14 protein-coding genes are annotated in these 23,284 nt (G+C 45.9%); 7 read left to right on the plus strand and 7 right to left on the minus strand.

Annotated elements, in window-relative coordinates:
• Nucleotides 1–213 (plus strand): substrate-binding domain-containing protein (locus tag QUA83_RS22935; RefSeq protein WP_333296076.1); only part of this gene is annotated, 213 nt, incomplete at its 5' end.
• A gap of 555 nt (nt 214–768) precedes the next feature.
• Here QUA83_RS22935 and QUA83_RS22940 read toward each other — a convergent pair.
• The 3 genes from QUA83_RS22940 to infC form a co-directional block, all read right to left on the minus strand.
• The gene (locus QUA83_RS22940; protein ID WP_333241478.1) at nt 769–1,245 is read right to left on the minus strand and encodes a Crp/Fnr family transcriptional regulator; all 477 of its coding nucleotides are present in this window, start codon (nt 1,243–1,245) and stop codon (nt 769–771) included.
• 135 nt (nt 1,246–1,380) lie between these two features.
• Nucleotides 1,381–4,425 (minus strand): HEAT repeat domain-containing protein, encoded by a 3,045-nt coding sequence (locus QUA83_RS22945; RefSeq protein WP_333296078.1) that lies wholly within the window; start codon nt 4,423–4,425, stop codon nt 1,381–1,383.
• Nucleotides 4,426–4,532: 107 nt separating this feature from the next.
• Complete coding sequence (gene infC, locus QUA83_RS22950) at nt 4,533–5,069, minus strand: translation initiation factor IF-3 (RefSeq protein ID WP_006635262.1); 537 nt, start codon at nt 5,067–5,069, stop codon at nt 4,533–4,535.
• A 417-nt stretch (nt 5,070–5,486) separates the two neighbouring features.
• On the opposite strand from infC, the gene QUA83_RS22955 reads away from it, so the two are divergent.
• From QUA83_RS22955 to QUA83_RS22975, 5 genes are all read left to right on the plus strand, one after another.
• On the plus strand, nt 5,487–6,509 hold the full coding sequence (locus QUA83_RS22955; protein ID WP_333296081.1) for an alpha/beta fold hydrolase: 1,023 nt from the start codon (nt 5,487–5,489) through the stop codon (nt 6,507–6,509).
• Between the two features lie 566 nt (nt 6,510–7,075).
• Nucleotides 7,076–7,558: a hypothetical protein gene (locus QUA83_RS22960; RefSeq protein ID WP_333296084.1), complete on the plus strand. Its 483-nt coding sequence runs from the start codon at nt 7,076–7,078 to the stop codon at nt 7,556–7,558.
• 479 nt (nt 7,559–8,037) lie between these two features.
• Entirely contained in the window at nt 8,038–9,831 is a 1,794-nt protein-coding gene (locus QUA83_RS22965; protein WP_333296086.1) for an N-acetylmuramoyl-L-alanine amidase, read from the plus strand.
• 138 nt (nt 9,832–9,969) lie between these two features.
• Nucleotides 9,970–10,830, plus strand: coding sequence for a glutamate racemase (murI, locus tag QUA83_RS22970; RefSeq protein ID WP_333296088.1), 861 nt, complete (start codon nt 9,970–9,972; stop codon nt 10,828–10,830).
• Nucleotides 10,831–11,010: 180 nt separating this feature from the next.
• Nucleotides 11,011–11,565, plus strand: coding sequence for an NYN domain-containing protein (locus QUA83_RS22975; protein WP_006635267.1), 555 nt, complete (start codon nt 11,011–11,013; stop codon nt 11,563–11,565).
• A gap of 572 nt (nt 11,566–12,137) precedes the next feature.
• Here the strand turns inward: QUA83_RS22975 and QUA83_RS22980 are convergent.
• From QUA83_RS22980 to QUA83_RS22990, 3 genes are all read right to left on the minus strand, one after another.
• Nucleotides 12,138–13,841, minus strand: a complete 1,704-nt coding sequence (locus QUA83_RS22980) for an NAD(P)/FAD-dependent oxidoreductase (protein ID WP_333296090.1) — start codon at nt 13,839–13,841, stop codon at nt 12,138–12,140.
• Nucleotides 13,842–13,957: 116 nt separating this feature from the next.
• A complete protein-coding gene (locus QUA83_RS22985; RefSeq protein ID WP_333296092.1) occupies nt 13,958–14,179 on the minus strand; it encodes a hypothetical protein in 222 nt (73 codons plus the stop codon).
• Between the two features lie 67 nt (nt 14,180–14,246).
• Entirely contained in the window at nt 14,247–14,990 is a 744-nt protein-coding gene (locus QUA83_RS22990; protein WP_333296094.1) for a hypothetical protein, read from the minus strand.
• A 509-nt stretch (nt 14,991–15,499) separates the two neighbouring features.
• Here QUA83_RS22990 and QUA83_RS22995 point away from each other — a divergent pair.
• Complete coding sequence (locus QUA83_RS22995) at nt 15,500–21,388, plus strand: AAA family ATPase (protein ID WP_333296095.1); 5,889 nt, start codon at nt 15,500–15,502, stop codon at nt 21,386–21,388.
• A 129-nt stretch (nt 21,389–21,517) separates the two neighbouring features.
• Here the strand turns inward: QUA83_RS22995 and QUA83_RS23000 are convergent, their stop codons facing one another.
• The gene (locus tag QUA83_RS23000; RefSeq protein ID WP_333296097.1) at nt 21,518–22,723 is read right to left on the minus strand and encodes a glycosyltransferase family 2 protein; all 1,206 of its coding nucleotides are present in this window, start codon (nt 22,721–22,723) and stop codon (nt 21,518–21,520) included.
• Nucleotides 22,724–23,284: the final 561 nt, after the last annotated feature.

A 23,284-nucleotide genomic window follows, 5' to 3' on the forward strand; every position in this document is an offset into this window, starting at 1 on the left:
AACGGCATTGGCTATGCGACTTTCGCTCAAGTAGTCAATCAGAGAACGGTGCGCGTTGTTCCCGTCAACGGTGCGACAACGGATGCAGGTAACTATCCTTACAAGCGGCAGTTGTACTACGCTTACAAAAATCCTCCTAGCCAAGCAGTTAAGGATTTCTTGGGCTACGCCACTTCTTCGGAAGGACAGAAAGCTATGCTGGCCGGAAATTGAGCCTTTGCAAACATCCGACATTCACTGAAATAGTCCACCAGACTGAAGTCTGGCGCTACACAAGCTTGCGTCCGCGCAGGCGGACTTCTTCTTTAACCGGAACTTATATCAATTCCGCCTGCGCCGGAATGATATCATATCCGCGCTTGATCGTCATGGTAAAGTCGAATGAAGCTGCCAACAAATATCAACGCAACTTTCAGTTTTTTGACTCACCGTCAACTGTTAACAGTTAACAGTTAACAGTCAACAGTCAACAATCATGAGGAGTGCAACCGGAATCGCTATGAGGTAGAACCCCAATTTGGTGGGTAGCGGGCTATCACCAACCTACTAAATTGGGGGGTCTTACTTCACGAATATCTTTTGAATACTGCTGTCACTTTTTTGAATAAATTCCCGATCTTAGGTATCTCTATTAAGATGTGATTACCCTGGCATTGTGTAATCTACCAAAGAAATTGTGCGTATTCGTAATCGCTATTCGCACCTTAAAAAAGATAAATTGTGCAGAATTACCGATCGACTAAAAACACAATTTTCACTTCCCCAATTTCATCGCATTTCAGGAACTCTCACCGTCTCTGTAGGCGGCATCATGGCTTCTTTAGCATTCAACTTTTGATTCAACTCCCGAATCCGGCGCGACAGCAAGCGAATAATATTCACCGCAATTCCCGGCGTTTCATCAATCGCATCGTATAGCTGCATTTGAGTCAGCATCAAACACTCGGATTGTTCGACAGTAGAAATAGAAGCCGATCGAGGTTCTGCATCAAAAAGCGACATTTCCCCGAAACAAGCCCCCGCTTTCAACTGTGCCAAATCTCGATCGCCTATATGCACCCGCACCGTTCCCGATACCAAAATATATAGAGACCGACCTTCTTGTCCTTCCGTAAAAATCCTGTGCTTGGAAGGAAATGAAAGTTCATCCATTACCGATGCTAGACGCACGAGAAAATCATCCCGCAGTTCCTTAAAAATCGGAACCTCCCTCACAAACAATAGGCGTTCGACGCTTGTTAACATAATGAGATGCAATGATTAATTTAAACTTAAACAAAGGAAGAGGAAGAGGCATTGGGCATTGGGCATTGGGCATTGGGCATTGGGCATAGTTTCTTTTTGTTCCCTCTTCCCTCTTCCCTCTTCCTTCTTCCTTCTTTACCTTTTCCCCCCAGCACCCAACTCTGCCATCATTTCTTCAACTTGAGCGGATACCAAATTATCGGGGTCATTTTGCAGCCTGGGCAACAATTCGACCAAAGCCCGTGGCGAGGCTATTTTCAAATAGGCTAACACTGCTTCGCGGACAAAACCCGTCGGGTGTTGCAGACAGACGAGAGTTTGTTGAGCCGTAAGACTCCAGCGCGCTTCTCTCGCCAAGTGAAAGCAGCAGGCCAAGGCCCAATCCGAAAGGAAGTGGCGCAATTCTAGCAAGCGCCGCAAACGATCGCTAGGGGCTAGAGGTTTGTAAACCATCAATTCCGAGAGGTTGCTCAATTTTTCTCTTTCCGAGTGTTGGTCTAACAAATTGATGAGCGATCGCTTCCTAGCTATATCCACAGTATTATCGAGAATTTCCAATCCCCTAGCAACCAAAGAAGGTTGGCCAGAAGCGATGTTGAAAGCAGCGGCTTGTACCGTGTCCAGGGGATAAAGAAACTTCATCAGCAAAAAACACCGTTCCCTAGCATCAGCTTCCAACCCCGCCAGAGCCCGCTGCAACAATTGAGCCGTATCGTTCCCTGGTTCGCGGGCGCTTTTGGCATCTCGCTCTGAGAAATTGCCGTAGCTTGTTACCCCAGACAAATCTACCAGACCTGCATAAATTTGACCGATAAACATTAACTCCTGTTCGATAAGAGTTTCCAAGCCGCTACGGCCGATGCGGTCTAGAACCCCTTCTATCCCCGCTTCAGAAGGCATTTTCAACAGGATGCGGAGGATATTGCGCCTCGTCGTTCCCCAAGCCGTCATCAAATTGCTCACCAAAATGTCGATCGCCTCATTTGTCCCAATTTGACCCAGAGCCGTCCAAGCTTGCAACCTGACCAAATCCGACTTGTGGATGTCCTCAGCCAAATAAACGAGCAAAGGAATGGCATCGTTGTGAAGTTTGACTATAGCCTGCAAAGCCGCTTCCCTAGTCGATTTGTAACCAAGTCCGCGCAGCAGCGAAGGATAATATTCTTCCGAATGAGTAGACGAAATCACGTCTAACAGAGCGCAGCGCACTCGCAGAGATTCATCTTGCAACAGATTGGGGATATGCAGCCGCAGTCCTTGCAAATAATCAGCTTCTCCCAGAGCCCGCGTCCCCATAACACGTTCCCGCTCTTGTTTGTGCGTCAGCATTTGGCGCAGCGTGTTAGTGGCCTCTGCCTTTTGCAGGCGATCGCCCCTTCTCATAATTAAAGCAGCCGCCGTACCCCGCACCACCGGATCGACCGTCGGCTGCAAGTAAGGCCGCAAGCTCTCAATATTCGGTTCAGCTTCCGTCAGCCAGATGTAACGCAAAGCCAAGGCCAGAACCTCCGGCGGCAAAGATTGCTGCGATAGTGCGCGGACAGATTCTAAATAAGCGGGGTTCGGGTGTTGCAGCATCGTTTCCAAGCTCTGGCGCTGCAAACCAGGGGACAGGGAATCGAGGAGGGGAGCCAGAACTTCTCCGACATTTTTGGGGTCAATTTGCGTCAGGAGTTCTATGCAAGAGCGCTTTTCATCTTCGCCCCCCGGCTTTTGTAGAGTTTCCACCACTGCGCGCTTGAGAGCTTTGAGGTCAACGTCTGTGACGCCCAAGCGCCCCCGCTCCGCACTTTTGACCAACAAACCCACGTATTGAGAGCGGATCAGCCATACAACAAACACCCACAACAGTGCCAATATGACGATCGCGCCAATAAATATCAAGCTTTGCTGGTCGTGAAATACCTCTTCATTTTGCTGGGGAAGTATTTTGCCTGTCACCCACAGCATAATCAGGATGCCTACTCCTGTAGCTCCGCAGGACAAAGGTTCGCCCACACCGTTGACCAAAGTTTGAATTCCCGATCGAATATTGTCGGGAATCGGTTGAAATAAAACCGGGCTAACGGTTTCCAACAGCGTGTAGTGCAGCAGTTCGTCTAAAAATCTCAGCAGTATTAGCCCGATGAACACAGATACTAGCTGGCCCAGAGATGCTCCTATGGTCAGCACCCCGAGTATAGCGATGCCCGCCGGCAAAATCATCGCCGTCACGAATACACCGATTCTTTCCACCAACCTGCTCGAAGCGAACCACTGAGTCGCCACTTGAAACAGGCCTTGTATGCCTTCATAAATGCCCAGGAAGCTAGCGATCCAGCTAGCTCCGTCCCCCGGGTTTTGGTATTCTAACTGGCTGTAGAATTGGAAATCTACCAGCACGTAGACGACTTCTGCGAGGATGAAGAAACTGACTAGAGGTACGGCGTATTTTTGAAGTGGGCCTGTAACTTTGCGGGCGGTAAATTCTTCTTGGTCGTCGTCTTCGTCGTCATCCGTCCAGTGAGCCGTTTCCGGGAATGCTTGGCTGTATTTTTCCGTGAGGTAGTAGAGCAACACCGAGCCTGTCGCCACCATCAACCCCGATATGAGCGTAACGTTTTTGAGTCCGACTACGTACAGCAAAACAGGCAGAGAAAATCCGCTGACTACTCCAGCTACTAGATAGCCGCTACTGACTAGCGGATAGGTGCGCTTGATTTCTCTAATATTAAACAGTTGGTTGGAAGTGATAGAAGTATTAAGGTCGTTGAGGACATAGCAAGCTTCTACCCACAGCCACATCAAAAAAATAGTAATAAAAGCGATGCTGACGCCAGCTATCTTAATATTTTCGTAGCCAATGCCGAATCGAAACAAAAATAGCGGTATCGACATCATTGCCAGAACAACCACTACGGTGCGCCTTAGCGGCAGGATTTTTTGCAGCCACGAGTAGACAAATCCCAAGCCAGAACCGATAAAGGCACTGGCTATGTAGATAAAAGGCATTTTGTCTGCACCAAATTCATCGAGAAAAAGACCTACTGTGCTGAGTTCCAGCCAGATCAGCCCGACGGAGGTTAGAGTATATACTACGAACATCAGTATGGTTCGCTCTACTTCTTCCGATCGCAGGTTGAGCGATCGCAGCACTCCTTGTCTTACTCCCGCCGAACCGCTGATTTGAAAATTTTCCATGCAGCGTTGATTTCCCTGTGTGGTAGCTTATTCCTGACTAACTTCGGAAGTCATCAGCTATCAGTCACCAGTTTATAACTGATGACTGCTCACTAATGACTATGTATTTATACTTTCTTGGGCGACAGCAGCATCATCATACTGCGTCCTTCTTTTTTGGGGGCTTGCTGCACTTCTGCGATTTCCTGCAAATCTGTAGCCATGCGCTTCAGCAAGTCCTCTGCTAAGTTGCTGTGTTGGATTTCCCGACCTCTGAACATGATCGTGGCTTTTACTTTGTCCCCAGATTTGATAAAGCGGTCTGCTAGTTTGAGGCGCACTTGGTAGTCGTGTTCTTCAATTTTGTAGCGCATCTTCACTTCTTTAACATCGGCAGTGTGCTGCTTCCGCTTTGCTTCTCGCGCTTTCTTTTCCTGCTCGAATTTGTACTTCCCATAGTCCATTACCCGGCATACGGGCGGGTCAGCTTTGTCGCTGACAAGTACGAGATCGAGTTCTTTTTCTTCTGCGAGGCGCAGCGCTTCTGCAGGCGTCAGTATCCCTAGTTGCGCGCCGTCGGTATCGATCACCCGGATTTTGGGGTATCGAATATTTTCGTTGATCTGGGGTAGGTTGCGATTTTGTCTTCTTTCAATCACAGGCATGAATGGTTTTACAAGCAGTAGTTTAATAGCGAAGCTTCTTGATAGTTACAGGTTTGAACGGTCAATTTTTCACGATTGACGATCGAACTGTTTTATAAGGTGTTACCCTTACCGGACGTACTACCGCGCCCTGTGTCCCCTCCGCTAAAGCCTTGGGGAATATTTGGACGATCGTAAATGAATTCTTACAATACTTGCTATTCTACTCAGTCTGGCTGAGTTTCTGCCTAGTTTTATTTTAACTTCACACACGATCGCCCGCTCCCTTGCCCGATTGATGACAAAACCGTCAAAAATTCCGGGTAAAAGCTTAAGGATGAGGTAAAGTCGCTTTTCCTCGCCCATCTCGCCCGGTCGGACAACTCCCCCAAGTCGCCTGATTTGCCTTGTAGAATAGGTATAAGCAAGTGTAAATTTATGTTGCGAGCTGAGGCAAAATTGACAAATTCTCTGCTGTGGCACCAACGGGTGGGAACTCAACGAGACTGGATGTGGCGGGGTTGGCAAACTCGCTACACTTATTTGCGGCCCGATGGGGTACGAAATCAAAGCGCGCTGGAATTTCAAGATTCTGCGGCCAAACCAATGGCCCCGCGCGCATCGGGAACGCCGATTATTTTACTGCACGGGTTTGGAGCTTCGATCGGACACTGGCGACAAAATCTCGCCCAACTCGCCGAAAACCAAACCGTTTACGCCTTGGATTTGTTAGGGTTTGGCGCTTCCCAAAAAGCTCCGATCGACTACTCTGTATCTTTGTGGGTTGATCAAGTTTATGATTTTTGGCTAACTTTTATCAGAGAGCCAGTAATATTGGCAGGAAACTCGATCGGCTCGCTAATTTGTCTGGCCGTAGCCGCGGCTCACCCGGACATGGTGGCCGGCACGGTGATGATTAGCCTCCCAGACCCCTCTGTGCGAGCCGAGGCGGTGCCCGGATGGTTGCTTCCGGCGATCGAAGCGGTTGAAAGTTTGTTTGTTTCTCCGATCGTACTCAGACCTTTGTTTTATTTGGCCCGCAAGCCTTCCTTTGTCCGTCGCTGGATTGGCTTTGCCTACTCCAACCCCGAAGCTGTTACCGACGAATTAGTTGAAATTCTAGCAGGGCCAGCGGGCGATCGGGGAGCAGCCCGCGCCTTCTGCGCTTTATTTAAAGCTGTAGGCAGTTCAAAATTTTGCCCCAGTGTCAAGATTGTGATGCGAAATTTAACAATCCCCATGCTGTTAATTTGGGGCAAACAAGACCGGATGATTCCCCCTCGGTTCGCCCGACCCCACCAATTTGTCGAATGCAATCCCAATTATGTAGAGCTAGTAGAATTAGACAATGCCGGCCACTGTCCCCAGGATGAATGCCCGGAACAAGTAAATCAAGCAATTTTGAACTGGATGAGCCGGAATTTTGTACCTATGGGCGAGAGCGAATTGCAGCACTGTTGATTAGACATGGGGCCGTGGATTACTAAGGGAAAAAAATAACTTGCAGCTATCGATCCCGCTCAAAAATAAATTTGCTAGAACTCGAGCGCACCGGTGGTATGGTATAGCAGATATTGAAGGCTGTAGCGGCGAAGCGGAGCAGGTAAAAAGAAGTCCTGCAAGAAGGCGCAATCGACCGCTTAGGTTTCAAAAATTAAGAACGTCCTCACCGTCACGGCGGTTGCTATATTACAAAACTTCCCTATCTTGAGAGTCAGTCGATTTGAGGTTCGAGATTGACCACGAATTTCAAAGGTGGTACCCGCCACGTGATTTACCCGTGGAATCAATCCCAAATCGAAAATCGAAAATTCTCAAGCCCCCGCCTTTATCTCGCGCAAGTCAATCGAAAATCGATTGAAGCATTGACCCCACGGATAAATACGTTCGGCAAGTTTCATCGGATACAGGTTTTTTATTTCTGGACGGATGAATCCGGGGGCTTGTATCCTGGATGCTTTCGGTCAGAGATTGACACAATCACCAAGATAGTGTATCTTCTCTAACTGATAGTACACATCCAAGTTATGCAGTTAGTCGAAAGGCAAGTCATTAAACCAAATCACAGGTTTTACCCAGAAGCCGATCGATTGTCTTTGCTGTCCAACAAACTTTACAACTGCGATAACTACTATATCTACGGTCAAAACTTTTTCTCAGGTCAACTAACCAATGCTCTGGCTGTCGATCGAACACTCAAAAAGAGTCTAAAGTACAAAGCATTGCCGGCCCAAGTAACACACAAAACTCTCCCGTTACTGCTGAAAACATGGACTAGCTATCATAGTGTTAAATTGGCGGGCGCGATCACGATCGCCCCACTAAGTTTCAAGCAGCACCGAAAATCCCTGATTAAAAAATTCAGAAAAAAAGAGAGCAGGGGCGATATGTATTTGTATTTAACTGTCAATGTGTTAGCAAAAGTGTTAGCAAAAAAGCTTTTCCCAAAGAATATGTCAGTTGGTCTGGGACTAACATTTGTCGGTCTTGAAAAGTTACCTAAATCTTGAAAATCCGGATTGTTCGCAAGGTAAGTTGTTAAGTTATTGAGGTAGTTTAGGAAAAGTTAGAACAAAACGCAAGTGTAAAGCGGATTATAACCCTTGCCGTAACGAGCTTCACCAACATTAAAGAGCTATGAAACCCCTCCCTGGAACAACGGTAAAATTCAACCTTCTAACTTGTACCTTCTAACTTGTACCTTCTAGCTTCAAGAAACACCTTGTTTCTTGCTCCTAAAAATAAATACATTCCCTTGTGCCAACAATCTTTCAGTCTGCTTATAACCGATCGCCCCCAAGTATACGGGAAAGTTCAAAAATGCCGGGATATGGCATTTTGCAGCCTGTTAACGCATAAAAAAGTCAATTTAGCCAACAACTGACGGCTCCAAGCCCCCGGTCTGCTGGCGGCTAACTGCTGAAAGCCTCTGAGGGCAAGCAGCGCCCTTCCAGCTTTTGGCAGTAACGCAAACGAGGAAAAAACTGTCGTGAAATTCCACTGGCTACTACCGAGTTTCTTAAGTGTATTTTTGCTCGCCGGAGCCGCCGAAGCAGCTAGACTGCAATCTTGGCGGTTTGATGCTTCAGAGAACCGGCTTTACATTACAACAGACGGGGGAGTACAACCCAAGGCTCAACTGATCTTCAACCCGATGCGGTTGGTAATCGACTTGCCGGGGACGAGTCTGGGTCGTCCCTCGGTCAGCAGACCGCTCTCAGGGGCGATCGAATCGGTGCGGGTAGGGCAGTTTGACAACGATACGACCAGAATTGTGGTCGAGATCAAAGACGGGTTTACTATAGACCCTCAGCAAGTAAAATTCCGGGGGATTTCTCCGAGCGAGTGGACAGTGGATTTGCCAACGCCGATGCGGGCAGAAACTCAAAATCCGATTTCAGAGCCAGGGGGAGAAAGGTTATCGGTTGAACCTTCAGCATCCCAAGCCCAGTCGGCCGAGGCGACTGTAGTTCAGAACGTTCAGGTGACGGCGGACGGTTTTTTAGTCCGCACTGCGGGCGGTCGCCCCCAAATTAATTTTGAACAAAGTCGGGCCGGGGACATCGCCACCCTGGATATTGAAGGAGCGAGTTTAGCGCCGGGCCTAAGCAGCCAACAGCCTCAAACGAACGGCCAGCACGGGGTTGACAAGATTGAAGTCCGGCAACTGCCAACAGACCCGCCCGTTACCCGCGTGACTTTGCGGATGAAGAATTCTAATACTCAGTGGCGGGCGTCTGTGAGCAATTTGGGCGGGGTTGTGCTATTGCCTGGAAGTGTAGTACGACAGCCCTCGGTTCCCCGCCGCCTGACTGTAGACCCTCCGGCTAGACAATCTCAAGGAAATTTAGCGAGAGTTCAGTCAATTGATTTAGCCAGTAACGGCACGCAACTGGTGGTGAGAACTGACCGCCAAGTCTCCTATACCAGCGGGTGGGACCAGGGGTCGAGAGCTTACTGGATCAGGATCGCCTCTAGTTCCCTGGCGGGGGAAATTCCTCAGCTCGATGCCAACAGTCCTGTATCGTTTACTGCCAGCCAAGAAGATGCGGAGACTGTGGTGATTTGGGTGCAGCCGCGATCGGGGGTAGAGGTAGGCAGGGTGACGAGACCAAACCCGCAGTTGCTGTCTTTGCAGTTGCGATCATCGAATGCTAGCGCGCAGCCTTTGACTCGCACTCCCAATTTGCAGCCTTTGCCGAGAAGGACTTTCGGAACCGATGAGTTGCCCCAAGCTTCAAACCGCCGCGCCGTAGTAGTAATCGATCCTGGTCACGGTGGCCGCGATCCGGGGGCAGTCGGGATTCAGGGCATTCAGGAAAAGGAGATTGTTTTGGATATCTCTTTTCAGGTGGCGAGGCTGCTGGAACAGCAAGGAGTCCAGGCGGTGATGACTCGGACTGACGACAGGGAAATCGACCTGGACCCCAGAGTTTCTTTGGCGGAACGGGTGAATGCTACTTTGTTTGTCAGCATTCACGCTAATGCGATTAATATGAGTCGGCCGGATATCAGTGGGATTGAGACTTATTATTTCAATAACGGCCAAGATTTGGCCAGGGTGATTCACGCCAGTATTTTGGAGGGGACGGGGGCGAGTGACCGCCGAGTGCGGCAGGCGCGATTTTATGTTTTGAGGAAGACTTCTATGCCTTCTGTTTTGCTGGAGGTAGGTTTTGTGACGGGTGCTGAAGATGCTGCTAGGCTTTCTGACCCAGCTTACCGCAGTCAAATGGCGGCTTCGATCGCTCGCGGCATTTTGCTTTATCTTCAACAAAGATAATATATTGCCGGAGGGAGCGGTAATTGGTTATTGGTTATTGGTTATTTGTTATTGGTAGCAACTGACAACTGACCACTGCCAACTGACCAGTGCCCAGTGACAAGTGACAACTGCCAACTGACAACTGACAACTAACAAATGACAACAGACTCTGGACAACAAAGAATCGGTATTTTTGACAGCGGCGTGGGCGGTTTGACCGTTTTGACCCAGTTGTACCGACAATTGCCTAACGAATCAATACTTTATTTTGGAGATACGGCGAGGCTGCCTTACGGTACTCGCACGCCGTCGGAAATTGTGGAGTTTGTCCGCGAAATTATGGCCTGGTTGGTGGAACAGGATGTGAAAATGGTCATTATGGCCTGCAACACCAGTTCTGCTTTGGCGATGGAGATGGTGCAGGCTGAATTTGATATCCCGGTGCTGGGAGTAATTCTGCCGGGGGCGCAGGCTGCGGTGCAGCAAGGCAAGCGGATCGGGGTCATTGCAACTCCTGCTACGGCTGCTAGCAATGCTTATCGAAATGCGATTTTGGAGATGGACGATTCTTGCCTGGTGTGGCAGGTTAGCTGTCCGGCTTTTGTGCCACTGGTGGAGCAAAACCGGATTCACGACCCTTATACTTGTGAGGTGGCTCGGGAATATTTGGCTCCTTTGATTCAGCAGCGCATCGATACGCTGATTTACGGCTGCACTCATTATCCGCTGTTGGCTCCTGTGGTTCGCTCGCTTTTGCCTGCTGGGGTGACATTGATCGATCCTGCGGTACGGGTGGTGGCTGCTGCTGCCAGAGAATTGGAGCTTTTGGGGCTGCGAAATGCTGGTTCGGCGCTACCGACTCGTTTTTGCGTGAGCGGCCCCCCGCAGCAGTTTGCCCAATTGTCGGTGCAGTGGCTCGGTTGTACTCCTGCTGTTGAGAAAATATCCCTGCCGACAGTTGTACGTAGCGAAGCGGGGCGTAAGCCATCGCCCGTATCGTTGGAATCTGCCGAATAAGCCGGAAAATTTATCCGTTAATATAACCCCCCAAAACTCAGGTAAAGCTGGGCCTGGGGGGTTATATTATTGCGATGTAACCTAGCAATTACACATCAATAGGTAATATTATTGAACAAAAGCTTTGATGAACAATGCAAATAATGTCCTATACGTGCTGGAGCTCTTCAGCCTTGAACCATGTCACCCTATGTATCACAAGCAGTTTTACTTGTAGACGGCTATAACATAATTGGACTTTGGCCTCGACTCCGAGAGAAGCGCGATCGCGACGAACTCGAAACAGCTCGCCGCGAGTTGATTGAGGTTTTAGTTAACTACAGCGCTGTTCAAGATTTTGAGGCCAGGCTGGTGTTTGACGCCCACTATCGAGATACTCCCGGCGTTAAAGAAATTATTACTAAAAATTTATCGGTGCACTACACTGACTTCGGTCAGACAGCAGATACTTATATTGAAAAATCTTGTGCTAGTTTGCGCTACGAGTTGCGATCGGTCAAAGGCAAAGGCCGCATGATTGTCGCCACCTCAGACCGAGCGCAGCAATTGACCGTAGTCGGCTACGGTGCCGAATGGATGTCCGCCGAACAACTAGCGGCTGACGTAGAATCCACCGCTCGCCGCAGCGAGCGCCGGCACAAATCCCGCAAACAAAATTCCAGTCGCTTTCTCGCCAGTTCCCTCGATCCAGAATCCCAGCAGCGCCTCGCCAAGTTGAGAATGGGGCTGCATTAGCTGCTGAAACCCGCTCGCTGTCTGATAAAAAAAAAGTTTCTCAAAGGCCTTGCCAAATCGAGTAAGTTCAGCTATTGTTAGTAAATGTGGGTAACAAAAATCCCCAATCCTCGGTAGCTCAGTGGCAGAGCGGTCGGCTGTAATGAATGCAAGCCTTTGGAATCAACCAAAAGCCCTAGTGACATAGCAGCTCTATCCGGTAACGGATACTGAAAAATCGGGTGAATTCAAGGAAACCGCAGCACTTCGGGTGGCGGCAATCTTGAGCCAAGTCTGGCGAAAGGCAGCGGTTGCGATCGCAAGTAGCCGGAAAGGTGCAGAGACTAGAGATGAGGAGCCTAACCAATAAATCTCATAGCGCCCGACATCCGACGACAAATCACAAACATGATTTGTAGGGATGATGAAATAGTCCGCCCCCTTCGGAAACGTTGGGATAAGTGTAACCGATTGGTCGTAGGTTCAAATCCTACCCGGGGAGTTAGTAAAAGTCTGAAGTTGGAATTTTCCAACTTCAGACTTTTTGTTTTTAAGATTTGAGATGCTTTGGGGTCAAGCTTTCTGGTAGCGCCTTAATTCACATCGGTGTGAGTGTGAATTAACTCACCTTCCATAGGTATGGAAATATTCAACTTAGACAACTCCGGGTTTAATATCGCCTTGACAATACCAGAACTCACCATCACCTCCAAACAACCAAGGGCTTGATGAAGAGCTACTCGAGCGTATTGCACAGAAAAACGCTCCCTAAACACCAGCACCAACTGCCGATAAATTTGTTCAATGTACTGAGTGCGGCTCAAAATTTCAATCAGCAAACCATAGAAACCTGTAACAGGCAACCGCTGACCGTTCTTAACATAACACTTGATCCGGTTAATTTCACCAGCATTATAAACAGCTACAAACTCAACATCAGCCGACCCTAGGTCTAACTGAAACACATTGTACGCCGAAAGTAGCCAAGGAACCTCCTGCTGCGAGAAGCGCTGCATCACCTGCTTAATTGAACTCAACTCAACTCCAGCAATCACAGCTTGACCCAAAATATCATTAGTAAATCCCCCTTGAGCCAACCACTGAAAAGCTTTTTCCGGGCTTAAATTCAACCCCGAATCCCGCGCAATTTCCCTTGAATGTTCTTGTAAATCAGTGAATTGACCGTTAGCAGCGTACCAGTAATCGGCGAACCGAATGTGCTGTTTAACTCGGCTTCGCTGATTGTGGTCGTATTGAGATTTAAGCCAGTTGCAGTCGTGTTTCTGCTGCTCTAATGCCAAAATCGTGTAAGCCAATTCACGAGCGCCGGTATGAGCTAAAGTCATGCCCGCCGCTAAAATCGGGTCAGCAAAACCCGCAGCTTCACCCACCAAAAACCAATTTTCTCCAACTGTTTTATCAGCCAAAAATGACCAATCTTTTGTAGTTTCAATCTTTCCGGTACTGCTAGCATTAGCGATTAACTTGCTGATGCGGGGTTCGCTGTTGAGTGCTTGAGAATATATATCCTCTGGCCGCTGTTTCATCTGCTTGTAATGTTCCGCAGGGCAAATAAAGCCGATACTGGTGCGAGTGGGGCCCAAGGGAATAAACCAAATCCACCCGTGACTCAAACTCATTACCTGTACGCGGGTGCCACCAACGCCGATTTCATCGGCCCATTCAGCGTTTGTCCAGTAGTCCCAGATAGCGATATTTTGCAACCGCGTCGGGCAGTGTGTTTCAATTCCTAAAACTCGTCGCAGCACGCCGATGTGGCCGGAGGCGTCGATGTAGTAGCGGGCAGTTATTTGTTCTTGCCGCAGGTGCAGCGCGGTAATGCGATCGCCCTCTATATCTACTTTAACAACGGGCGTTTCTTCTCTTACTAAGCATCCCATTTCTTCCGCGTGACGCAGCAAAATTTCGTCATATTTTGCTCGATCGACTTGGAAAGCAGTTTGCCGTCTCTGTCCCTCAAATTTAGCAGGACGCCGCTCATCTTTAAACTGTTCAGGCTTGATAAAATTAAAATCCCAAGGATGCGGATCTGTTCCCCAGCGATAGGTAGCACCGATTTTAATTGGGAAGTCGGCTGCTTCTACTTTGTCCCAACATCCCATTTCTTGAAGCACATCACTAATTTGAGGCAATTGACTTTCCCCAACATGATCGCGAGGGAATTTTTCTTTTTCTAGGATTAGAACACTCAGATTGGGATTATATTTCTTGATCAGAGTGCCAGCAGTGCTCCCAGCGGGGCCGCCGCCCACAATTACAACGTCGTAATGGCTCATATCAAATAGAGATAGTAGATGCTAATTTTGGGCATTGACGAGACAAATGTATGACTGTTCAGCCTCGTCGGAATGAGCGAGGCTGAAGTTTGTTTGCAACAGGTTTTATCCGACGGCTAGTTTTCTAGTTTTTCCTCTTCCGGGATATGAGAAGTGTGGGAAATATCCAAATTCTCAGTCCAAGTATGAGCAATATCCAAATTCTCAGTCCAAGTATGAGCAATATCCAAATTCTCAGTCCAAGTATGAGCGATGTCCAATTTCTCAGTCCAAGTATGGATAAGAGTCGGTGCTAGTTCATCGAGCGCAGTTGAAAAATTGCTGTTAACTTCTGACATTATGAGTCTCCTTGTAAGTAATAAATTTTGTCTGGTTCTAAGAGTTGAAAATTTTACATCTCGTAAGCTACGCAGCTTTTAAAGGTTGCAAAATATCGCGAGGTTTGGCAAAAGGTTGCTCAAAGCTATGCGTTTTTGCATAAACCAGAAGCTCATCCGTCAGTTCCGTGAAAACTTCAAACAAGTTCTCAACTACCTCAAAAGCCTCTTGACGGCTTTCAATAGTCAGTTGTATTGTTTCGCTGAATCGCCTCTGCTGAGGTAAATCCTTACTGTGGTTGTTTTCAACCTCCAAATGAAAGCAGCCAAAATAAAGAAGCTCCTTTTGAGTAATGGTTCGCAGTTCTTCTGCAATTGGTGCTGCCGTTGACAAGAACACATTACCCGTTGCTTCTATCACTTCCAGGATTGCTAACTTAGCGATCGGACTGGCTCCAAAAGCGGAGCGAAAAATTTGATGTGATACCCATCGCGAAGCTTTAGTTTCTTCATTCCAGAGAAAATTTAAAGCATCACTGAACTTGACCACTTTGTTAATACCCAGTGTTTCCAAATCTTCCAAAAACCACAACCAGTGATGATCGTCTTCATAAGTATGATTGTTAACTATTACCTGAAGAGGATCGTTGGTTGGTTCTTCTCGGAAGACATACTTATTAAATTCACCAAAACTCATTACGAAAGGAGCAATGCAGGGAGCGAAAGCTAGGCGCTGTCTTGGATTTATACTTTTGTCTCGCATAAACTCAAATAGCCCAGATTTAGCAAATTCTTGCTTCTTCTGTTCAATCAATGCTAGGACTTCTTCCATGGGGATGCACCTGATGATGACAACATGGTAGCAAGTTGATCATTCTCAATCTATGATCTGAATCATGCTTGTTTATGATGCAGGTCATATTAGATTGTATTGTCGATCGCCTAAACCAGCATTTTCCAGCCCAGGGCGTCCCATTTTTTCTTGGTGACAAGGCTCAAAGATTTAGCTAAACCTTGAATTTATAAGGATTTGTCTGTCATGCGTGCGATCGACATCACAGAATTTGTTACAATATTGTAATCAACTGAGTGAGGTGTCAGACCGTACATGATTAAGTCGAAGTTCAAACCAGATGTTCTGCTGTCCGCCCCTCCATGCCATTTCAAAGTTTAGGCATCTCCCTCTCTAAAAAATCCCTGAGTAATTACTTATGTTTTAAAATACTTTAAGTATTATAAAGTACCCAGGATATAAAAATACTTAAGTACCGTGCGCCCGATAGTCGATCAACATCAAGCAAAATGTTTACCCAAAATTTAGGCATAGATAGAATAAAACCCATGAATGCAATTCCCGGTTACAGAATCACAGAAGTTGTTCAACTTGGTGTGAAGTCGCTCATTTATCGCGCAGTCAGGGAATCCGATCGAACATCAGTCATCATTAAAACACTCAATACCGAGTATCCCACAATAGCAGAAATTACCCGGTTGAGACATGAATACAAAATTAGCTCGAATCTCCAAATCGAAGGGATTGTTAAACCCCATAGCTTAGAAAAATATAACAACAGTTTCGCTCTGATATTAGAAGATTGTGGCGGTCAATCTCTCAATCATTATCAAGCAGGTCAAAGCATTAAAATTAGCAAGTTTTTGCCCCTGGCTATTCAAGTGGTACAAGCTCTCGGAGAACTGCATCAAAACCAGATTATTCATAAAGATATAAAACCCTCAAATATTATCATTACCCCAGATTTTCAACAAGTAAAAATCACCGACTTTAGCATGGCAACGCGCCTATCTAGAGAGGTTCACCAAAATAGCAATGCCACCGTGCTAGAAGGCACTCTAGCCTATATATCCCCAGAGCAAACCGGTCGGATGAACCGAGACCTCGACTACCGAACTGACTTGTATTCTCTAGGTATCACGTTTTATGAAATGCTGACAGGAGAGTTGCCCTTTAACTCCACTGACCCCTTAGAATTAATTCACAGCCACATTGCTGTGACGCCAGTTCCTCCCGATAAGTTAAAAAAGGAAATCCCCCTGGTAGTTTCATCTATTGTCATGAAACTATTAGCTAAAAATGCCGAAGACCGATATCAAAGTGCCTTTGGAGTAAAAGCAGACCTGGAAAATTGTCTAACTCAGCTACAAACAACTGACAAAATAGAAAATTTCATTCCAGGGACACTTGACAAATCCGGTCAATTTTTGATTCCCCAAAAACTCTACGGCCGCACACAAGAAGTCGCTGATTTGATGGCATCATTCGAGCGAGTCAGCTTCGGGAAAACAGAGATGGTGTTGGTAAGCGGTTACTCAGGCATCGGTAAAACCTCAGTTGTCAGTGAAATCCACAAACCAATTGTCAGGCAGCGGGGTTATTTTATTGCTGGCAAATTTGACCAGTTTAAGCGGGATGTTCCTTATGCTGCAATAACTCAAGCCTTTGAATCATTAATGCAGCAGTTATTAACAAAAAGCTCAGAAGATTTGGCAATTTGGAAAGAAAAGCTTTTGTCAAGGCTGGGTAATAACGGTGGAATTATTATTGATGTTGTCCCTTCGGTCGAACTAATAATTGGTTCGCAGCCGGCAGTTCCCCAATTGGAACCGACAGAATCTCAAAATCGCTTTAATCGATTGTTCAAAGAATTCATGAATGTGTTTGCCCAAGCTGAACACCCATTAGTTCTCTTTTTGGATGATTTGCAGTGGGCAGATTTAGCTTCCTTAAAATTGATTCAGGAATTAGTTACTGACCAGGATAGCCGATATTTTTTACTGATAGGAGCCTATCGAGATAACGAAGTGAATTTGACTCATCCGTTAGTTCAAACGGTCGAAAAAATTCAACAGACTGGTGCTGCTGTGCATCACATTATCCTCCCATGTTTAGATTTGAGCAGCGTAACGGAGCTAGTAGGGGATACTTTGGGTAATCAAACGGAAAACTTAAAGTCTTTGACACAGTTAATTTTTAATAAAACTGGCGGAAATCCATTTTTTCTAACTCAACTTCTTTCAACTATTCACTCAGAACAACTGTTAGTTTTTGATTTCAATGTTGGTGCATGGCAGTGGGACATCACGGAAATAGAAGCCGCTGGCATTGCCGATTACAGTGTCGTTGAATTAGTTGCTCGGAATCTGCAACAACTGCCGGAGGAGACGCAGCAAGTATTAAAATTAGCTGCTTGTATGGGCAACCGTTTTAGTTTAGAAAATTTGGCAATTGTTACGGAAAAATCAGGCTCGGAAACGGCGGCAGATTTATGGGATGCGCTTCAGGCGGGTTTAATTCTGCCAATGAGCGATGCTTACAAAATCCCCCTGGTTGAGGACATCGACTCCGGGTGTCCAGGGCATGGGGATGGAGTTGGGAGTCGCGCTCAATACGCAATATCTTACAGGTTTTTGCACGATCGCGTACAGCAAGCGGCCTATTCTCTCATCCCCGACTCCCAGAAAAAACAAACCCACTTAAAAATCGGCTCCCTGCTGCTGAATTCAACCCCGCCATCGGAGATAGCAGAAAATATCTTTGATATTGTCAACCAACTCAATATCGGGGTGGGATTAATCACAAATGAGGAACAGCGATATGAACTAGCTAACTTTAATCTTATAGCTGGCAAGAAAGCTAAGAGTTCTGCCGCCTATGAAGCAGCACTAAAATATGTTAATGCAGGTCTAGAACTTCTACTCGAACGAGCTTGGCAGAGTCACTACAATTTAATTATGGAACTCCATGCCGAAGCGCTGGAATTGTCCTATATCAATACCGAGTTTGAGCGAGCGTTTCAGCTATCAGAGGTTATTATAGCCCGAGCCAATAATTTGCTAGAAAAAGTAAAGGTTTATGAGCTAAAAATTAGTTTCTACTTCAATCAAAATCAATCCCAAGCTTCGATAGATATAGCTCTAGAAGCTTTGAAACTGCTGGGAGTCGATCTCCCTCAAAAACCCACTAAATTAAATATTTTTATGGGGCTAATACGGACAAAATTAGCTGTGGGAAACAAACGGATTGAGGATTTAGTCAAGTTGCCACCAATGACTGACCTTCATAAAATTGCGGCTATACGGATTTTAACGAATATGTGTCCTGCTGCTTCTGTAACAGCACCCGATATGTTCCCACTGATCTCCTTTAAAAGAGTTATTCTTTCTCTTAAGTACGGGAATGCGCCGTTGTCTAGTCACGCGTATGGAAGTTACGGGATGATTCACTGTGCAGTATTAGGTGATATGGATTCTGGATACCGATACGGTAAACTAGCCCTGGCACTTTTAGAACAATTCCACACCAACTTGCACAACTCTCAAATGTCGCTAACTTTTAATGGTTTTATCCGTCACTGGTCTGAGCAGGTCAGGGAAAGTCTTATCGGTTTACTTGAGGGTATTCAGAGTGGACTAGAAACGGGAGATATCAGTAATGCTTGTTATTGTGCGAGTTTTTACAGCAATTATATATTTTTGAGTGGCGAACCTCTGGATTCTGTGGAGACTAAGCAGAGTCAATATATTCAAATGTTGGTTAATTATCATAATGAATCTATGATTTATAAAGCCAAAGCTGGGGCGCAAGTTGTCTTAAATTTGCAAGGTAAAACAAAAAATTTTTGCCTATTGACGGGCGAAAAGTTTAATGAAGAAACTATGCTGCCAGCATTAAGGGAGGGTCAAAATAATTTAGTATTATTTGTAGTGTTTTTGTATAAAACGTGGCTAAATTATATATTTAAAGATTATGCTATATCTGCTGAAAATGCGGTGACAGCATCAAATTATTCTGAGGGGGCGATGTCTACGATGTATGTTCCCCTCCACAATTTTTACTATTCCCTAGCGCTCTTAGCTTTGTATCCCACAGCTTCAAAAGTCGAACAGAAAAAACATTTTAAAAAAGTTTGTTCGCTTCAGAAAAAAATGAAGCATTGGGCTTTGAACTCTCCGGGAAATTATCAGCATAAATATGACTTAGTAGAGGCAGAAAAAGCGCGAGTATTGGGACAATATGAAAAAGCGGCTCAGTATTACGATCGAGCGGTGAAAGGAGCGTCGGAGAATGAATACATCCACGAAGCAGCGCTAGCAAATGAACGGGCAGCAGAATTTTATCTAGCTAACGGTCGAAACAAACTGGCTCAGACTTATCTGATAGATGCTTACTACGGCTATATTCATTGGGGAGCAACCGCCAAGGTAAAACATTTGGAGTCACAGTATCCGAGTTCTTTACCGCCTGCATCGGTAGGAAAAGCCAGCGCCGATCGAACTATTACTAGCACTAATTATAGCACGAGCAGCAGTCACAGCAGTTTATTGGATTTGACAACTGTTGTTAAAGCATCTCAAGCACTAGCTAGTGAAATTGTGTTGGACAAGTTGTTAGAAAAGTTAATGAAAATGGCGATCGAGAATGCTGGGGCACAAAAAGGTTTTCTGTTGATGCCCAAGCAAGGCAAATTGCTGATTCAAGCAGCGGCATCGGTGGAGTCATCGGATGTTGCAGTTGAACAATGTCCTAGAGTATCTCCTGCAGAGGTTTTACCACTAACGGTGATTAATTATGTTGAAAAAACGCACTCAGATGTAGTTTTAAGTCAGGCTGCTAGGGAAGGTCTATTTACAGATGACCCCTATATTAAAAAGCATCAAGTGAAATCGGCGCTTTGTACTCCCATTCTGAATCAAAGCAAACTCGTAGGTCTCCTTTATCTGGAAAATAATTTAACTAATGAAGCGTTTTCTCCAACTAGGTTGGAAGTTTTGAAAATACTTTCTTCCCAAGCGGCTATCTCTCTGGAGAATGCCGTACTTGTTGCTAATTTGTCGGAGGCTAAGGAACAGTTGGAGGATTATTCCCGGACGCTGGAGGTGAGAGTAGAAGAGCGCACGCAGGAATTAAAAACTAAAGAAGCTAAGCTGCAGGAAGCTCAAAAACTGGCGCACCTCGGCAACTGGGAATTTGATTTGAAGGGGGATAAATTAACTTGGTCTGAGGAAGTATTCCGAATTTTTGGCCTTGACCCTAAACTACCAGAACCAACTATTTTAGAACACAGGAAGCAAATTCATCCAGATGACCTACAGTTGTGGTTAGAGGCAGTAGAGCAGATTAGTCGGTTAGGAAATCCTTGCGAGTATGAGATGAGAATTTTGCGCGCTGATGGAGCTGTCAGATATATTTATGTTAAGGCGCAAGCTATTGTTGATGGCGGTAAAGTGATTAAGTTATTTGGGACGATACAGGACATTACTGATCGCAAGTTAGCGGAGGATGCTTTGCGACTTTCTGAGGGGCAACTGAGAGAAAAAGCGACACAATTAGAAGTTACTTTGTCCGAATTACGCTCGACGCAGACTCAACTAATTCAAACGGAAAAAATGTCTTCTTTGGGGCAGTTGGTGGCGGGGGTTGCTCACGAAATTAATAATCCGATTAATTTCATTTATGGCAATGTTCTCCATGCTAACGATTATAGCTCGGATTTGCTGGGATTGATTGAGCTTTACCAGGAGTCTTACCCGAATGCTAATCCTGAGATTGTTGCTAAAACAGAAGATATTGACCTCGCTTTTATTCAAGAAGATTTGCCCAAAATTCTAAAATCAATGCAGGTTGGGGTCGATCGCGTTCGCAATATTGTGCTGTCGCTGCGGAATTTCTCACGCCTGGATGAAGCCGAGATGAAACCAGTGGATGTTCACTCCGGGATTGATTCGACTCTGCTAATTTTGCAGCACAGGTTGAAAAAGGATGCAGTCGGACATGGCATTGAGGTAGTTAAAGAGTACGGTCAACTGCCGGAGGTAAATTGTTATGCTTCTGGGTTAAATCAGGTGTTTATGAATATTTTGAGTAATGCAATTGATGCAGTTGAGTTAGGAGTTGGGCGACCGGAGACAACTGCCAAACTAGAAAGTCCTTTATCTCCAATCTTTGAGCGAAAGATTGAGATTCGGACTGAGGTATGCGACAAAAACTTGGTGAGAATTTATATTGCTGACAATGGTCGGGGGATGACGGAGGAAGTACGATCGCGAATATTTGACCCTTTCTTTACTACAAAACCTGTGGGCCAAGGTACTGGTTTAGGGTTGAGTATCAGTTATCAGATTGTAGTAGAGAAACACGGCGGGAAGCTAATGTGCTTTTCTGCGCCCCGTGAAGGGGCTGAGTTTGTGATTGAAATTCCCGTGAAGCAGTGAACTATTTTTAAGTTTTTATATAAGTTTTTTTAACCGCCGATAAACGCCGATGAAAGCAGATACAATTATATCTGCTTTCATCGGCGTTTATCGGCTGATATCTGCGGTTAAAACTTTTCAATCTAAATATTAAACATCGCGTTCTGTTCGCACCCATTTGGTTTGCCGCTTCAGGAGAAAACCTAGATACAAAGGGATTTTCCAAAGGATGTAAAAAGGTACAGATAAGAGAGTTGAGCCAGAAATATCGGCACGCCCGAATTTTGCCCAAGCGCTGACAATTGAAACTAAAATCAGCAATCCTTGTACTGCTAACAAGACGGCTGGAATTGAGGATGTTCCCAAAATTGCTGCTAGTAAAGAGGCGGCAAAAGCAGCTAGCCAGATAGCGACTAAAAGCGATAGGGGAGGGACGGATAAGTCGAGGGCGATCGCCAATAAGTCAAAACGTTTTTGCTCGACTGAAGCTGCTGTCAGCCGGGGAGTTTGAGTTAACAATGTCTGTATGTGACCGTGTTCCCACCTGGTTCTTTGACTTTTAGCTGCTTGCTGCTGCTGTGGCAAACACCCGGTGACGTTGGCTTCGGGGCAGAATACTGTTGGGTGTCCGGCGATCGCCAAATCCAAACTCATCTGCATATCTTCAACAATATTGCTGCTTGCTAGAGAAACCGATCGAATTATCGACCAGGGAAAAGCCATGCCAGTTCCTGTTAGTAAGGATGGGAATCCTAACTGTTTTAATCCGCTGGGACGAACTAAGTTTTTCACAAGAAATGCTAAAGCCGAAATGGAATCTTTCGGAGTAGGATTGGGTGGCTGTTCCATGAGATAATTTGCTTGCACTGGTCTTTGTTCAGCAACTGCAACCCTGGCTAATTTTTCTATAGAGTCTGGCTGACAGATGCAGTCTGCGTCAACCATGATGACTACTTCGGGGGGGTCTGATTCGATCGACTGCAAGCCAAAATCCAGTGCGTATCCTTTGCCCTTGCGTTGGGTGTCTTGGCGCTCGATCGCACTTGCACCGCAGTTACGGGCGATTTCTGCCGTGGCGTCCGTGCAGTTGTCAGCAATCACTAACAGGCGGTCTTGAGGTGTTAGCTGTGGCAATATGGTAGAGATGGTCGCGGCAATTCCTGCTGCTTCGTTGTAAGCGGGAATTAAAACTGCTACTTTTGGCCGGGGCGCTTTACTTTCGGCTGTCTTGCCCTGGCGGGACAAGAAAGCTGCACTGCATTCTAGAAATAGAACTGCAACGGGAATTAGAAGGATCAGGGCGATCGCCAGTAGCACAACATCAATCAATAGGAACAGTATCTGATTAATTTCCACAATTCTAGTACCTTAATTTAATTTTATTTGTTGCGTTCATTGAGTTTATCTAATCTTATTGCACCTTTCTTAACTCACTGCGCCACTCTATCTAAAGTATCATCCTATCATGCCTGCAAAAAATCACCGTTATCACTTTTGTTGTGAGGACTTAAGTCCAATGGCACTACTAGGACGATCGTCATCACTACAAATTAATTTGATGGCGGTTTTGCGGTTCTCAATAATATCATATCATGTCAATTCTGACAATTTTAAGTCACTCTAATTTAATGAAAAATCAAACAAGCCCAGACTGCAGAAACCAGGTTTCTAAAAGAAACCTGGTTTCTGGGGGTTCTATTTTTAATCAACTAAACACTTAGCCGATGTTTAACATCAAATCCGGTTGCATCGGAATAATAAAATCGAGTCAACAGTCAACACTCTACCATTGAGTTTTTCGACCCCTCCTTCTACAGTCAACAGTCAACAGTCAACAATCATTTCGCTCGTTCAACCGTAATTGATATAACTCATTCATCTCCTTTGGGTGGGCAGTCACCAAGCAACCTCCCAACT

The sequence above is a fragment of the Microcoleus sp. K1-B1 genome (genome assembly GCF_036704705.1).
Taxonomy (GTDB): Bacteria; Cyanobacteriota; Cyanobacteriia; order Cyanobacteriales; family Microcoleaceae; genus Microcoleus.

Bases quoted from the DNA above. Each gene is read 5' to 3' on its own strand.
- QUA83_RS22940 (WP_333241478.1), bottom strand. From the start codon at position 1,245: ATGTTAACAAGCGTCGAACGCCTATTGTTTGTGAGGGAGGTTCCGATT.
- infC (WP_006635262.1), bottom strand. From the start codon at position 5,069: ATGCCTGTGATTGAAAGAAGACAAAATCGCAACCTACCCCAGATCAAC.
- QUA83_RS22990 (WP_333296094.1), bottom strand. From the start codon at position 14,990: ATGGAAGAAGTCCTAGCATTGATTGAACAGAAGAAGCAAGAATTTGCT.
- murI (WP_333296088.1), top strand. From the start codon at position 9,970: ATGACAACAGACTCTGGACAACAAAGAATCGGTATTTTTGACAGCGGC.
- QUA83_RS22985 (WP_333296092.1), bottom strand. From the start codon at position 14,179: ATGTCAGAAGTTAACAGCAATTTTTCAACTGCGCTCGATGAACTAGCA.
- QUA83_RS22960 (WP_333296084.1), top strand. From the start codon at position 7,076: ATGCAGTTAGTCGAAAGGCAAGTCATTAAACCAAATCACAGGTTTTAC.
- QUA83_RS22955 (WP_333296081.1), top strand. From the start codon at position 5,487: ATGTTGCGAGCTGAGGCAAAATTGACAAATTCTCTGCTGTGGCACCAA.
- QUA83_RS22945 (WP_333296078.1), bottom strand. From the start codon at position 4,425: ATGGAAAATTTTCAAATCAGCGGTTCGGCGGGAGTAAGACAAGGAGTG.
- QUA83_RS22975 (WP_006635267.1), top strand. From the start codon at position 11,011: ATGTCACCCTATGTATCACAAGCAGTTTTACTTGTAGACGGCTATAAC.
- QUA83_RS22995 (WP_333296095.1), top strand. From the start codon at position 15,500: ATGAATGCAATTCCCGGTTACAGAATCACAGAAGTTGTTCAACTTGGT.
- QUA83_RS22980 (WP_333296090.1), bottom strand. From the start codon at position 13,841: ATGAGCCATTACGACGTTGTAATTGTGGGCGGCGGCCCCGCTGGGAGC.